The organism is Marinobacter shunpengi, from assembly GCF_045449695.1.
GTDB lineage: Bacteria > Pseudomonadota > Gammaproteobacteria > Pseudomonadales > Oleiphilaceae > Marinobacter.
In genome coordinates this window covers 45,665-61,166 of record NZ_JBJJKZ010000018.1, presented here as the reverse complement: position 1 = coordinate 61,166, position 15,502 = coordinate 45,665, and the positions used below count along the sequence as shown (strand labels likewise).

Annotated in this window: 9 protein-coding genes; 2 read left to right on the top strand and 7 right to left on the bottom strand. The window is 62.2% G+C overall.

Annotation, left to right across the window (positions count from 1 at the left end):
• Positions 1–11 precede the first annotated feature (11 nt).
• Positions 12–830 carry a polyphosphate kinase 2 family protein gene (locus ACJO2E_RS16790; RefSeq protein WP_406965362.1) on the bottom strand — a complete coding sequence of 273 codons (819 nt, stop codon included), beginning with the start codon at positions 828–830 and terminating at the stop codon, positions 12–14.
• A gap of 114 nt (positions 831–944) precedes the next feature.
• Here ACJO2E_RS16790 and ACJO2E_RS16785 point away from each other — a divergent pair, with 114 nt between their 5' ends.
• Positions 945–1,754 carry a TatD family hydrolase gene (locus ACJO2E_RS16785; protein WP_406965360.1) on the top strand — a complete coding sequence of 270 codons (810 nt, stop codon included), beginning with the start codon at positions 945–947 and terminating at the stop codon, positions 1,752–1,754.
• Between the two features lie 45 nt (positions 1,755–1,799).
• Here ACJO2E_RS16785 and ACJO2E_RS16780 read toward each other — a convergent pair whose 3' ends face one another.
• The 5 genes from ACJO2E_RS16780 to acnA form a co-directional block, all read right to left on the bottom strand.
• Entirely contained in the window at positions 1,800–3,008 is a 1,209-nt protein-coding gene (locus ACJO2E_RS16780) for an EAL and HDOD domain-containing protein (protein WP_406965359.1), read from the bottom strand.
• 134 nt (positions 3,009–3,142) lie between these two features.
• Positions 3,143–4,051 carry a LysO family transporter gene (locus ACJO2E_RS16775; protein WP_406965357.1) on the bottom strand — a complete coding sequence of 303 codons (909 nt, stop codon included), beginning with the start codon at positions 4,049–4,051 and terminating at the stop codon, positions 3,143–3,145.
• A gap of 39 nt (positions 4,052–4,090) precedes the next feature.
• Complete coding sequence (locus ACJO2E_RS16770) at positions 4,091–4,462, bottom strand: PA4575 family protein (protein WP_406965355.1); 372 nt, start codon at positions 4,460–4,462, stop codon at positions 4,091–4,093.
• A 7-nt stretch (positions 4,463–4,469) separates the two neighbouring features.
• Entirely contained in the window at positions 4,470–4,790 is a 321-nt protein-coding gene (locus ACJO2E_RS16765) for a DUF2288 domain-containing protein (protein ID WP_328189648.1), read from the bottom strand.
• A 102-nt stretch (positions 4,791–4,892) separates the two neighbouring features.
• Complete coding sequence (gene acnA, locus ACJO2E_RS16760; protein ID WP_406965354.1) at positions 4,893–7,655, bottom strand: aconitate hydratase AcnA; 2,763 nt, start codon at positions 7,653–7,655, stop codon at positions 4,893–4,895.
• Between the two features lie 383 nt (positions 7,656–8,038).
• Between acnA and ACJO2E_RS16755 the strand changes: the two genes are divergently transcribed.
• On the top strand, positions 8,039–13,024 hold the full coding sequence (locus tag ACJO2E_RS16755) for a diguanylate cyclase (RefSeq protein WP_406965352.1): 4,986 nt from the start codon (positions 8,039–8,041) through the stop codon (positions 13,022–13,024).
• A 250-nt stretch (positions 13,025–13,274) separates the two neighbouring features.
• Here the strand turns inward: ACJO2E_RS16755 and ACJO2E_RS16750 are convergent, their stop codons facing one another.
• Positions 13,275–15,347, bottom strand: a complete 2,073-nt coding sequence (locus tag ACJO2E_RS16750) for a TonB-dependent receptor family protein (protein ID WP_406965350.1) — start codon at positions 15,345–15,347, stop codon at positions 13,275–13,277.
• Positions 15,348–15,502: the final 155 nt, after the last annotated feature.

The window sequence follows — 15,502 nt, the reverse complement described above, 5'->3', positions numbered from 1 at the left end:
GGGCCTGGAACCTATCCATGTTCAAGCAGGGCCCGGTACTGTTCCAGTACCCCCTCGTCGTAACGGGGATACTCCGGAGCCAGGTGCACCAGTTGCTCGGCAAGCAATCTTGCCACCAGCGCCCTGGCGACCGGCTTACGGTCCCCCGGAATGATGAACCATGGTGCCTGCGGGGTATGTGTCGCCGCAATAGCTTCTTCTACGACGTTCAGGTAGTCGTCCCGGCGGTTCCAGGCCTCGATGTCCGAGCGGTCGAACTTCCAGCGTTTACGGGGTTTGTCCAGGCGCTTGAGCAGGCGACACCGATGCTCTTCCGGGGACAGACGAAGCCAGAACTTGATGATCGTGGTGCCCTCCTGAGTCAGGTGCTCTTCAAAGGACCGAATGGCGGCATACCGGGCCTGCCAGTCATAGTGGCCCGCATCGCGGACCGGCCACAATCGCTCCGCCATGACCGCCTCATGATGACTGCGGTTGAAGGCCACAAGTTCCCCCAACGCCGGCAATAAAGGCACAACCCGCCACAGGAAATCATGGGCCCGCTCGGTTTCGGTGGGTCGGCCAAAGGACCAGGCGTGAAAACCGGCCGGATCCATATAGGTAGCCAGGGTGCGGATCAGGCTGTCCTTGCCGCTGGCATCCAGGCCATGGAAGACCAGCAGGCAGGCCTTACGGCCGGTGGCCCACAACCGCCGCTGGTGCTCGCCAATCAACTCCAGTTCCGGTTCCAGGGGCGGCACCCGATCATCATCGATGTCCGCCGGATAGTCCCGCAATCGGGGCCGTCGGGGATCATAGAGCCAGGTTTCGTTGAACGCTGTCGTTATCATGACGGGGCTGCACTCCGGATTGGACGGCCTGATGGTCCCGGGCTATCGGGGCGATGGTTCGGAACCCAGGGCATTGATGATAAACTGAGCACCTTTTGGAACAGGTTAGCAACTATGAGCCGCAAGAGACGCGAGATTCCCGTTTTTGACCAGCCACTGATCGAGACTCACTGCCATCTTGACTACCTCAAGGACCGGCCGCTGGAGGAAACCCTCGAGCAGACCCGGGGTGTCAACATCGAGCGGGTCATCACCATCGCCGTGTCACCGGACAACCTGGCCACGGTGCGCGAACTCAGTGGCCGGCAGCCGTGGCTCTACGGCACCCAGGGTGTCCACCCCCATGAGGCGGAAACCTACACCGACACCTGCGAGGCCGAGATCCGCCAGCATGGCGGTGATGACAAGATCGTCGCCATCGGTGAAATCGGCCTTGATTACTTCTACGACAATGCCGACCGGGAAGTTCAGAAGCAGGTATTCCGGCGCCAGCTGCAGATTGCCGCAGACCTGGATCGGCCAGTGGTGATCCACAGCCGCGAGGCGGACGACGATACCATCGACATCCTGTCGGATTTCGAGGACACCCTGAAGCGCCGGGGCGTGATCCACAGTTTCACCTCCGGCCCCGGGCTTGCCCGCTACGCCCTGGACCAGGGCTGGTGCCTGGGTTTTAACGGCATTACCACCTTCAACAAGGCGGAGAACGTCCGGGACATCGTACGAATGGCCCCCATCGGGCAGATCCTGCTGGAAACCGATTCACCGTTCCTGACGCCGGTGCCCTATCGCGGTCGCGAGAACGCCCCCTTCTACCTGCCCTTCGTGGCGGAGAAGATTGCCGAGGTCAAGGAGCTGGACCTGGATGACGTGCTGGCCCGGACCTACCAGAACAGCCTGCGCACCTTCTTTCCGGCGGGCTGAGGGGCAACGATCAGCCGAAAGGGCGGACGATGCCACCAGCAGACATCAGGCCCTGTCCAACTGTCGGATAATCCGCTGCACGCGGTTGGCCGCCTGGCGGTAGAGTGTCAGCAGGCGCGGGTCCCAGACCTCCAGGTCCCGCTCCATGGCGACATCGTGTTCCATGGTCACCGCCAGGCGCAGCAGGCGGCCAAGCCGCCCCTTGCGCTGCAGGACGGCCTGGCGCACATCCTCTTCCAGGTCCAGGCGGTCAATAAACTCCCCCACCGGCACCCCCAACATGATGTCGGTGCCCGATATCAGCCCGGCAAGGAAGGCCTTGTCCGGAGCCGGTGCATCGGCCTTCATACGACCCGCCAGGGCCTCGCAGACATGGGCCCGCACCAGTACCACCCGTGCATGCTCGGTGTTCACCACCTGCAGTGAGCTGAGCAGGGCCGCCCAGTGCCTGAGGTTGGTAATACCCAGCCGGATCACCACCTCACGGATGGATGAGATCTTGCCCTGGCCCCGATAAAGCGGGCTGTTGACGATGCGTATCAGGTTCAGGGACAGTTCCGGGTCCTCGGACAGGATCGCCGTGAGCTCACCCACTTCCGGATCAGGCCGATAAAGGGTGGCCAACAACTGGGTCAGTCTCAGCCCCGACGGTGACAGCTTCTGCCCGGAGATGATCCGGGGATGGGCCATATAGTAGCCCTGGAAAAGATCAAACCCCATCTCCAGGAATCGATCCCGGGTGGCTTCATCTTCGACCCGTTCCGCCAACCAGAGGACATCCAGGTGTGCCAGGTCAACCTTGTGGCGAGCCACTTCCTCCGGCGTGAACTGGGTGACATCCACCTTGATCACGGACGCCATGGGCAGTAAGGGTGCCCAACTTGGCTGGAAGGCAAAATCGTCCAGGGCAAAGCGGAACCCCTGGTCATACCAGTGCTGTACCGCAGCCACCAGATCCGGAGTGGGGTCGATGCGCTCCACCAGCTCGATCATCACCCGTTCCGGATCCACCGGCAGCACCATCCCGGATAGCAGCAGGTCGCCGGAAACGTTGATGTAGGCCCGGGCATTATAGTGGGCGGCGTGATCCGTGATACCCGTGCAGAAGTTGAACAGCACCTCGCTGGTGGCCCGGTGCTCGCCCACGGTAAGGGCGCTCTCCCCGGCATCGTTCCGGTAGAGCAGCTCGACAGCCTGCATCCGGCTGTCACGGTCATAGATCGGCTGGGCGGCCAGCAGGGTCTGCGAAGACATCAACTGTCGATTCCCTTCTCCTTGGGGGGATACGGGCCGGGTTCTCCTGCCCCGGACCCCCCTCATCGCAAGTTCAGCGGTTTCCCAATAATGCGGCACGAAACGATCAGAAAACAAGCGATCACGCTCGCTCCTTACACCAGCGACAGGAACAGCCCCATCAGTACCGGCGAGATAAACGACAGGATAAAGCCGGAGGCAATGGCCACCGGCACACAGTCCAGACCGCCACTACTGCGGATCACCGGCAGGGTGAAATCCATGGCCGTGGCCCCGCCATAGCCAATGGCCATGGCCGGACGCCGGAGGATCACCAGTGGTATCAGGGCCAGGGCGATGATCTCCCGGAGCACATCGTTGAGGAAGGCCACACCACCCCAGGCCGGCCCCAGGGCATCGCCGATTACAATGCCGGAGAGGGAATACCAGCCAAAGCCGGATGTCAGCGCCAGCGACTGGAACACCGGTACCTGCAGTAACGGCGCCAGCAGCAGGCCCGCCAGCAATGAGCTGATCGCCAGCGAGAGAGCGATGCCCAGACCCTGCCGGTTGAACAGCAGGCGACGCAGGGACAGGCCGGCGTTGCGCAATTGCAGGCCGATCAGGAACAGCAACATCATCAGCGACCAGGTGGCCAGATCCTCCACCCAGGACAACTCCGGCAGCAGGAACCAGCCAGCCAGCAGCCCTGCCAGTACCGAGGCCAGGGGCTTCACCGCCGCCAGGAACAGGCGCCGGTAACTGGTGATGCCCCGCCCTTCTGCGTGTTCTACCGTCATCGGCTGCCAGCGATGCCATAACCACAGTGCCACGACGTTGAGCACCAGCAGGCCGGCGACCAGTATCCCAACCTGGACCGCCATGGCCGCCAGTTGCTGCCCCAGCCCATCCATCTGGCCCAGCCCCACCCCCAGAAGGGCGAGGATGAAGTACACCAGTGCGTCGACACCGTAATGAATCATGGTCATCAGCGGGCGGTAACGGATCGACAGGGCAAAACCGAGAAACAGCGGTACCAGGATCAGCAGGGCATCGGCCAGCATCGAAACCTCGACATGGGGAAATGTTCAGGGCGTAGGGGATCAGAGGGTAGGTTCGAACTGGTCCGGATCAAACACGTACTTGCCCTGATTGGCCTGTGCTTTCAGGCGCAGATCCCGGGCCAGTCGCTGGGCCCGTACCGTCCACTGGGCGGTTTCTTCACGGCAGGGTTCATAGCCCCGTTCCAGCAGGCTGCCGGTCAGCGCCCGCAGGGCGGATCCCGCCCTTTCCTGGTCATGGTAGGGGCCCCGACAGCGGGTGGTATCCGGGTGTCCCTCCGGTTCTCCGGCCAGGGCCACCACCGACCAGATACCGCTGTCCACCTTCTTGATGTGTAGTTCCACGCGGCGCTCACCCCGCCTAAGTACCAGCGTGTGCAGGGGATCGCGTCCGTGGAAGTAGTGGAGTTTCATGACAGGCTCAGTGCAGGTTCTGATCGTTGCGGTCCTGGACCAGCACCCAGGGAGCCACCACCACGGCCCAGAGTTCGGCTTCCCGGTCATACCAGGCACGGGCCAGGTCGGGGCTGACATCTCCCACCTGGTCCTGGCTCATCCAGTGCTGGAACTGAGCCTTGTTGTCGGTGGTCAGTTCCGCAGCCACATCCAGCAGATCCAGTTCCGGCGCCACGCGGACCACGTGCCCCCGTGCATAGTAGGTTTGCAGTTCGCGCCAGCCAATACGGGAGGTTTCCAGGTTGAGCCTGGTCTTGATTTCATCGCGGGATTGGGGGGATGACATGGACGTCCTCAGAAACACATTCAGCTTCAGCCAAGAGCGTCGCATGAAAGACCGCCGGCGGCAAGTGCACCGCCGGCGGTACAGGGTCTAAAGCAGACCGTTTTATGGGGCCTGTTTAATCATCTCCCGCACCACGTAGTGCAGGATGCCGCCGTGGCGGAAGTACACCGCCTCATTGGCGGTATCGATGCGTGACTTGAGGTCGCAGCTTTCGGCGTTCCCGTCCGGATAGGTGACCGTCATGGTCAGGGTCTGCCCGGGCTGGATATCGCCGGACAGGCCCTCGATGCTGATGGTTTCCTCTCCGGTCAGCTTCAGGCTCTTGCGGTCCACGCCCTCCGGAAACTGCAGGGGCATCACACCCATCCCAATCAGATTGGAGCGGTGGATACGCTCGTAGGACTCCGCCACCACGGCCTTCACTCCCAGCAACCGGGTACCCTTGGCGGCCCAGTCACGGCTGGAACCGGTGCCGTATTCCTTGCCGGCAATGACCACCAACGGAGTGCCTTCCTGCTGGTATTTCATGGCCGCATCGTAGATGGCCATCTGCTCACCGGAAGGCACATGCTTCGTGTAGCCGCCCTCGACCCCGTCCAGCATCTCGTTACGGATACGGACGTTGGCGAAGGTGCCCCGCATCATCACCTCGTGGTTACCCCGGCGGGACCCATAGGAGTTGAAGTCATGGGGTTTCACGCCATGCTCCTGCAGGTACTTGCCGGCAGGGGTGTCCGCCTTGAAGGAGCCGGCCGGGGAGATATGGTCGGTGGTCACCGAATCTCCCATCAGGGCCAGGATACGGGCGCCACGGATATCCTCGATGGCATCCGGCTCCGGCCCCAGGCCCTCGAAGAAGGGCGGGTGCTGGATGTAGGTGGACTTGTCGGACCACTCGTACACCTTGCTCTCGGGCACCTTGATGGACTGCCAGGTTTCATCACCGTCGAAGACTTCGGCGTATTCCTTGCGGAACATGTCGGTCTTGACCTTTTCCACCGCCTCGGCGATTTCATCCTGGCTGGGCCAGAGATCCTTCAGGTAGACCGGCTTGCCGTCCTTGTCCGTACCCAATGGATCCTTGGTCAGGTCCACCCGCACGTTACCGGCCAGGGCATAGGCCACCACCAGAGGCGGCGACGCCAGCCAGTTGGTCTTCACCTGGGGATGCACCCGCCCCTCAAAGTTGCGATTGCCGGAGAGCACCGAGGCCACAGTCAGATCACCATCGTTGATGGCCTTTTCCACCGGCTCCGGCAGCGGGCCGGAGTTGCCGATGCAGGTGGTGCAGCCATAACCCACCAGGTTGAAGCCGAGTTTGTCGAGGTCATCCTGGAAGCCACCCACCCGCAGGTAGTCCGTCACCACCTTGGACCCGGGTGCCAGGGAGGTCTTGACCCAGGGCTTGGTTTCCAGCCCCCGCTCTACGGCCTTCCTGGCGATCAGGCCGGCGGCCATCATCACGCTGGGGTTGGAGGTGTTGGTGCAGGAGGTAATGGCGGCGATCACCACCGCCCCCGGGTCCAGCCGGGTCACCTGGCCGCCCAGGGTCAGTTCCTGGCTGGCATGGTGTTCGTAGCTGTCCTCCACCCCGATAGCCGTCTGGCCGCCCTCGGATTCCCATTTCTCCTGACGCAGTCCGTTGGGGCCTTCGGCGGTTTCCATCAGCAGTTCGAAAGCTGCCTTCATGTTCCTCAGGGCCACACGGTCCTGGGGCCGCTTGGGACCGGCCAGGCTGGCCTCCACATCGCCCATGTCCAGTTCGAGGGTATCGGTGTACAGCGGTTCGTGGCCGGGTTCCCGCCACAGCCCCTGGGCCCTGGCATAGGCCTTGACCAGCGCGATCTGGTGGTCATCACGACCGGTGAGCTTCATGTAGGCGAGGGTTTGCTCGTCCACCGGGAAGAAGCCACAGGTAGCACCGTATTCCGGTGACATGTTGGCGATAGTGGCCCGGTCTGCCACAGGCATGTCCTTGAGGCCGTCACCATAGAATTCCACGAACTTGCCGACCACACCCTTCTTGCGCAGCATTTCGGTGACCGTCAATACCAGGTCGGTGGCGGTAATACCTTCCCGGAGCTTGCCGGTGACCTTGAAGCCGATAACCTCGGGAATCAGCATGGATACCGGCTGGCCCAGCATGGCGGCTTCCGCCTCAATACCACCTACACCCCAGCCGAGGATACCCAGGCCATTGATCATGGTGGTGTGGGAATCGGTGCCCACCAGGGTGTCGGGGTAGGCGAAGGTCTTGCCACCCTGCTCCTTATACCAGACAGTCTTGCCCAGGTATTCCAGGTTTACCTGGTGACAGATACCGGTTCCGGGCGGTACCACGCGAAAATTGTCGAACGCCTGCTGGCCCCAGCGCAGGAACTCATAGCGCTCCTGGTTGCGCTCCATCTCTATGGTGACGTTGTCCTTGAAGGCCGAGGCGTTGCCGAAGTTGTCCACCATCACGGAGTGGTCAATGACCAGGTCCACCGGCGACAGGGGATTGATCAGGGCCGGGTCCTTGCCCGCCTTCCTGACCGCCTCACGCATCGCCGCCAGGTCCACAACCCCGGGCACACCGGTGAAATCCTGCATCAGCACCCGGGCCGGTCGGAACTGGATTTCGGTGTCTGAGCGGCGGTCCTTCAGCCATTGGGCCATGGCTTCCAGGTGCGTCTTCTCCACTGTCATTCCGTCCTCGAAACGCAGCAGGTTCTCGGTCAGCACCTTGAGGGAGAAAGGCATCCTGTCGAGGTCACCCAGGGCTTCTCCAGCCTTGGGCAGGCTGTAGTAGTGGTAGGTCTTGCCATCAACTTCCAGGGAAGAGAGGGTGTTGAAACTGTCGTCGCTGGTGCTGTCGTTCGACATGTGTTGCCTCCTTTATTCAGGCTCATCAGATGCGTGAAGGCTGGCAACCGATAACAGGGTGCCCCGCTATCGGCAGAATTGACTATGCTTTACGGGAGTGTGCCCGGAAAGTCCTGTCTGCAGAAGTCTCTATTAACTATCGCACCAATTGTCGGGACTTCAACCCCGTGACTTGATATACCATTTATGTGCTTCAGTAGACACTTTGGCCACCAACATTACGTTACCTTTATTTACATGTTTGGGTCCCAAGAAAAGCCATAACAATCATAGGGAGCCTTTGAAAGAGCCCGGATTCCTTCTGCCGGCCCGCCAACCGGGCAGGCGCCACGGCATCCGGAGCTTTGCAGGAGACTCCCAAGCCCAGCAGGAGCATCCCCCACATGGCGGTCACCCATAACGCCACCATACAATCAACCGAAGCCCCCGTCGGTTACCGGCTGGTCGAGAAGATCGCCGAAGGCGGCGCCACCCAGATTTTCCGGGCAATCCGGAAATCGGATCAGCAACGCGTTATCATCAAGACGCTCAGGCCCGACGACGCCACCCGTGAACACATTGCCATGCTTCAGCATGAGGCGGATATCCTGTCCGGCCTCAACGGCGACAACATCATCCGGCTCGTGGAACAGACGCGGGTCCGCGATCTGCCTGCCCTGATCCTGGAGGACACCGGCGGCCAGTCGCTGGACCGCCTGATTCCCCACCGCCGCATTCCCCTGAAGACCTGCGTCGGTATCGGTATCGCCGTGACCACCGCCCTGAAGGATGTCCACCGGGGCGGCGTTATCCACAAGGACATCAACCCGACCAACATCATTGTCAATGCGAAGAGCAACACCGTGCGGCTGGTGGATTTCGGCATTGCTTCCCGATACGGCACGGAAAAAACCACCATCAAGGCCCCCACCTCGGTACCGGGTACGCCGGGTTATATGTCCCCGGAACAGACCGGCCGCATGAACCGGTCGGTGGATTACCGTTCCGACTTCTATTCCCTGGGCGCCACCCTCTACGAACTGGTCACCGGCCGCCCGCTGTTCACGGCGGAGGAACCCATCGAATGGTTCCACTGTCACATCGCCCGCACGCCGGTCGCCCCCACCGATATCAACAGCAGTATCCCGCGGGCACTGTCCGACCTGATCATGAAGCTGCTGTCGAAGACCGCGGAACAGCGCTACCAGAGTGCGTCCGGCCTGCTCCATGACTTGCGGGAGTGCTACCGCCAGCTCAATGCCCATGCCGCGATCCAGGATTTTCCGCTGGCCTCCCGGGATGTGCCGGACCACTTCCGGATTCCCCAGAAGCTCTATGGCCGCGAAAAGGAAGTGGGCCAGTTACTGCAGGCGTTCGAAGCCGCCTATGACCAGGTCTCCCTGGCCTTGGTGGCCGGGCGCTCGGGCATCGGCAAGAGCAGCCTCATCAACGAACTCCACAAACCGGTGACTGCCCGCCGGGGCTACTTTATCGTGGGCAAGTTCGATCTGGTCCACCGGGATGTGCCCTACAGCGGACTGGCGGTGGCCCTGCGGGACCTGGTCCAGCAGATCCTGACCGAAAGCAATGACCGCCTGGCGGAGTGGAAACGCAAACTGGAGGAAGCCCTGGGACCCAACGGCGCCCTGATGACCGAGCTGTTGCCGGAACTGAAGCTGATCATGGGCCCGCAACCAAAGGTGGTGCCGGTGGGAGCCACGGAATCCGAACAGCGGTTCCGCCTGACCCTGTTCAATTTCATCCGGGTGTTCAGCCACGCCGACCACCCCCTGGTACTGGTTCTGGATGACCTGCAATGGGCCGACAGCAGTACCCTGCGACTGGCGGACCTGCTGGTGGACCAGGTGGAGGGTGACCGGCTGATGGTGGTAGGCGCCTACCGGGACAACGAGATCACGCCGGATCACCCGCTGATCCAGACCCTGCAGCAGATGCAGGGCACCGACGTCTTCCTGACCCATATCGACCTGGCGCCGCTGGAAGTACCGGACATCTGCCGGCTGCTGGCGGATACCCTGATGTCCAGCAACTCCGAGGTGGAACCTCTGGCCCGGGTGATCCGCCAGAAGACCGAGGGTAATCCCTTCTTCGTGGAGGAGTTCCTGAAGGACCAGCACGCCCGTGGCCACATCACCGCCGATCCGGATACCGGCAAGTGGGTCTGGGACATAGGCCAGCTTACCCAGCAGCAGATGACCGACAATGTCGCGGCCCTGATGACCCGCAAGCTGGACCGCCTGCCCGACACGAGCCTGCGCCTGTTGCGACTGGCCTCCTGTGCCGGCAACCGTTTCTCCCTGGCCATGCTGTCACTGATCGCCGAGATGTCGCCGACCAGGGTCGCCGAGGCCCTGCACGTTCCCATTGAGGAGGGGTTGATCACCCCCATCAATGACGCCTACCAGCTCACCGAACTGGAACAGGATACCGACCCCGGCCGGCTCACCGTGCGCTTTGCCTTCAACCATGACCGCATCCAGGAGACCGCCTACAACCTTGTGGACCAGGACACCCGGCTGGCCGCCCACCTGGAAATCGGCCGACAACTGCTGCGCAACCTGAACGCGGTGGAGCGCAAGGAAGGCCTGTTTGCCATCGTCACCCACCTGAACCTGGCGGTCAGCCTGATCACCGACGACCAGGAAAAGCGCGAGCTGTGCCGGCTCAACCTGGAGGCCGGCCACCGGGCCCGGCAGGCGGCGTCCTATCCCATTGCCTACGGACACTTCCAGCGGGCCATCGTGTTGCTGGGCAAACACCCCTGGGACAACGACTATGCCCTGGCCCTGAGCGCCTTCTCCGCAGCCGCCGAGGCCGCCGCCTACGTGGGTGACCACAAGGCCCTACGCGCCTTCCTCAACGCGGGCCTGTCCAATGCCCGCGACCTGCTCAGCCGGGTCACCTTCCATGAGATCGAAATCGGCCACCTGATTACCCTGGGAGAGTTGGAACAGGCCATCGACGTGGCCCTGCCCCTGCTGAAGGAACTCGGGCACCCCTATCCGAGGCACCCCCGCCGGTGGTACGTCGCCCTGCGTTTCCTCAGGCTCCGCAGCCGGCTGAAGTCCATGAATCTGGAGGCTATCAAGGAACTGCCTGACATGACCTCCCCGGAGCACCGGGCAGCCATGCGCCTCGGCGCCAGTATTGGCAGTGCCAGCATGTTCGCCGAACCCATGCTGTTGCCGCTTCTATGCATTAACGGCGCCGAGATTGCCCTGAGGCATGGCCACACGCCGGAGACCACCACCACCTTTTCCATCCTGGGGATGATGTTCGCCCAGTCGATGAACGATCCGGATACCGCCCTGGCCCTGGGGCGGCTGAGCCTGGACCTGAGTGAACGCTTCAACAGCCGCCGGGGGCGTGCGCAACACCTGTACGGCTCGCTGATCCAGCACTGGAAGGAGCCGGTCCAGAACACCTATGACAGCCTTCGCCTCGGGGCCCGCTACTGCATGGAGAACGGTGACTTCGAGTATGCCGTGCATGCCTCCAACGTGCTGGAGGACAACATGTTCAGTGGCGGCGAGGAACTGTCAAAACTCGAGAACCTGTGCCGACACCACCTGAGTGAGTTCCGGGCCCTGCACATGGGTGCCATGCTCTACCACCAGGAGGCCCGCCTGCAGTTGCTCTGCAACCTGAGGGGGCTCAGCAAGCATCCCTCCAGGCTGGTGGGAGAGCACTACAATATTGAGAAGATGCTCCCCGGACACCGGGCCGCGAAGGATCTTCCCCTGGTGGATCATGTCGTATCGAAGGCGGTGTACCTGAACTACCTGTTCAATATGGACGGCACACCTGACGGAAGATCGGGTCCGGTTAAACACGGGGTGTCGGCGGATTCCGGCGCCGACGGTTTCTTCGGCAGCCGGCGAACCCAGTTCCTCCATACGCTGGTCTCGCTACGGGCCGCCGGCAATGCGCGAAATCGCCGCGAACGCCGGCAGGCACTCAAACGCGGCCAGCGGGGCCTGAAGCATCTGCAGGTGCGCCTCAAAACTGATCATTACAACGTTCCCAACAAGTACCATTTGTGCCGGGCGGAACTGCTCCGTGTCCTGGGCCGGGAGTTCGAGGCCCACGAGGCCTTTGATCGCGCCATCGAGCTGGCCCGTGAGAACCGCTTTTTGAGTGAGCAGGCCATGGCCTGTGAGCTCTGCGGCATGATGCACATGCGCTCGGGGCGCAGCACCATTGCCATGCCCTACCTGATGAAAGCGCGGGACCTGTACCGCCGGTGGGGCGCGAATGCCAAGGTCAACCAGCTTGAACAGCAATACCCGGACCTGTCCCGGGAACACCAGTCCACCACCTTTAGCGGTACTCGTGCCATGGCCATGGGTGAGGTGGACATGACCTCGCTGATGAAGGCGCTGAAGGCCATCGCCGATGAACAGATCCACAGCCGGATGGTGGAAGCCATCATCAACATCGCCATTGAGTTTGCCGGTGCCCAGCGGGGCGTGCTGGCCCTGCGGGATGGCGATGGCAAACTGCGTATCGAGGCGGAGGCCTCGGTGGATGAGGATGAGACGGTAATCCTGCAATCATCACCCCTGGATCAGTGCGAGTCAGTGTCCCGAACCACCATCAACTATGTCAGTCGCACACAGGAAAGTGTGGTGGTGGCCGACGCGCTGTCGGTGAACAGCTCGGTGCCGGGGCTGGATCGCGAGGAGTACATCCTGCGGGAGCGCATCCGGTCGATCCTGTGTCTGCCCATTGCCATTGGCAAGGGCAAGGAGCGGGCGCTGACGGGGCTTCTCTATCTGGAGAATAATCACATCAGCAACTGTTTTACTGAAGCCCGTATCGGCGCCCTGGAGATTATCGCGGTGGCCGCCGCAGGCCGTCTGGAACTGTCCCGCAAGGCGGCGGTGGATGGTCTGACCAATCTGTTCAACCACGACTATTTCCAGAACATGCTGCGCCAGGAGTTGGCGGGCGTGTTGCGCTACGGTCGGGAGATGTCGCTGCTGCTGATTGATGTGGACCATTTCAAGCAGTTCAACGATACCTGGGGGCACCAGATTGGCGACCAGGTGCTGCGGGAGGTGGCAGACCTGATCAAGGATAGCTCCCGGGAGAATGATACCGCTGCCCGGTATGGTGGCGAGGAGATGGTAGTGATTCTGCCCGGTGCCGGTCAGGATGAGGCGTCGGAGGTTGCTGAGCGTATCCGCGGGGCGATCGAGCGTCATGAGGTGCGGGTGGACGATGAGGTGCTGAGTGTGACGGTGAGTCTGGGGCTGGCCACGGCTAGTCAGAAGGACTGTGATCCGGAACGGCTGATCAAGCGGGCGGATACGGCGCTGTACAAGTCCAAGGCCAATGGGCGGAATCAGCTTACTGTGGCGGACTGAATAGACTGGGGCTGGTTTGGGAGCTGGGAAAGCATTCCTCGCAGCAATTCAGAGGCCATCCCTGTGTTACGTGCCTTGGGGGCTGGCTCATGGGGTGAAGGGGGGGTTCTCCGCCGCAATTCAGGGGCCATCCTTGGCACCCGCCTTGCTCCGCGCCATCCCTGGCGCTGCTGCGAAAACCCCCTTCACCCCATAAGCCGTCAGACGTTGGTGCCGGATTCTGTTAGAACCGGATAGGCTCCTTTTTTGATCAAAAGCCCACCTTTACACCTGCATAGAATGTCCTCCCCGGCGCCGGTTCGTAGTACCGGTCGAAGCTGGCGTTAATGCGCACGTTCTCGTAGTAGTCCTCGTCGAACAGGTTGCGGATGCCCCCGTAGAGTTCGATGGTGGTGTCGCGCCCCACCCGCCAGCTGTCACCGCCTTTCAGGTCGAACCGCCAGTGGCTACTGACTTTCTCGGTATTGGCGTCGTCGGCGTAGAAATCACCCACGTAGTGAGCGCCCGCTTCGGCGAAACGACCGCCCAGCCCCTGCCAGGAGAGATAACCATGCCAGAGGGTTTCCGGCAGGCCCGGCAGGTCGTTGCCGGAGAGGTCATCACCACTATCGGTGGTGTAGCGGTCGAAGCGGTAGCGGGCCAGGGTCAGGCTGCTGCTGGCTTCCCAGGCGTCCAGGAAGGGGTAGCTGATTGCAGCCTCCAGCCCGTCCCGGGAGGTGCGACCGGCGTTGCGGTAGAAGGTGCGGCCGCCGGGGCTTTCGAAGGGGATCAGTTCGTCGTCGACATTGACGGAGAACAGGGCCACGTCGTATTCCAGCCCCATATCGAACAGGCCCCGGGCGCCGATCTCATAGTTCCAGGCCTGCTGGGGGTCGATGTCCGGGTTGAAGCCACCACTGCCGTCCGGGCGGGCGAATTCGGTGAAGGTGGGGGTTTCGAAGGCGTTGCCGACGGTGGCATACCACTGGTGGGCTGGCTGGTAGCGGTAGCTCAGGCCCAGGCTGCCGGACCATTCCCGGAAGGTGCGGTCGCCGCTGTCATCACTGCCGTCGGCGAGAAAGTCGTCGTCGATTTCCATGCTTACCCGGTCATGGCGAACCCCGGCGCTGAGCGCCAGCTTTTCCGTCAGTGACCACTCACCCTGGGCAAAGACCCCGGTGCTCTGGGCCTGTTGGCGTTCATCGCCGGTGGTACCGGTGATTTCTCCGGTGGCGCTGACACCCCGGCGGCCCCGATCATCCTCCTGCCAGCCCAGGTCCGTACCTACCACCCAGGTGAACGGTCGCCCGGCCAATTGGTTGTCGCGGCTGTACTGCAGGCTGCCGCCGTAATAGTCCCGCTGGTAATTGATCAGGCTGGAGCCGGGGAATGGCAGTTGCTGCTCGAAGTCGCGCCAGGTGTAGAAGACCCGGGCGTCCAGGGTGCCACCTGCCAGGTTTTGGTCCTGGTAGTGAGTGCCCACCAACTGCTGGTCAACGGTCTGGCCGGCGTCGAGGATGTCGGAGAAGCGCCAGGCCTGGCGCGGGTCTTCATCGGCGGCTTCCCGGGTCAGCCCGCCAGGGTCTTCGGCCTTCGGGGTGTCCAGCAGGTTGAGCAGTAAGGTGATAGAGCGTTGGCTATCCAGTTTGTAGCCCAGCTTGCCGTTGAACAGGTACTTCTCTACCTCGCTCTGGTCGCGGTAGCCGTCGGATTTCAATGCCGATGCACTGGCGGAGTAGAACCAGTCGCCCTGCTCGCCACCGGCCCGCACGCCCGCCTGCATCAGGCCATGGCTGCCCCCTTGCAGGTCTATCACCGGCGACTGCCGCATACGTCGGCCATCGGCGGTGGTGATGTCGATGACGCCGCCGGCGGCGTTGCCGTAGAGAACCGAGGATGGCCCCCGGATGACTTCAACCTGGGTGGCGCTGGCCAGGTCCACGGCGTCAATCTGGGCCTGGCCGTCCGGCAGGGTATAGGGAATGCCATCCACCCGGATGTGGAGCCCTCGGATACCGAATGGCGCCCTGGCTCCGAACCCCCGGCTGGAGATGCGTTGGCCCTGGGCGTAGTTCTCCCGGTTCTGCAGGAACAGCCCGGGTACGGCTTCCAGGGATTCATCCAGGTGGACCCGCTGCTGCCCCTGTTGGATTTCCCGCCGGTTGAGTACTGTCACCGCCGCCGGGGTATCGTAGATATCCCTCGATAGCCGGGGAGCGGTCACGGTGATGTCCGGCACGCTGCCGACCGATGTCGTGGTGTCTTCCTGCGCCACCACGCCGCTGTTCCATCCCACCAACAGCGCCAAGGCCGAAAGCGTTCCCTGCCTGTAAACAACCCGCATGCCTGCTCCTATGCCTGTGTTTTTCTTGTCGATAACTAACAGAACGCTACAAGAATAGCAGGTCAGGTCAATGCAATCGGCCTAAATAATATTATAGACATAATATTAAGGTCATAATACTATGGAGGTGATTCGGTTGGCCGGCGGACTGTCAG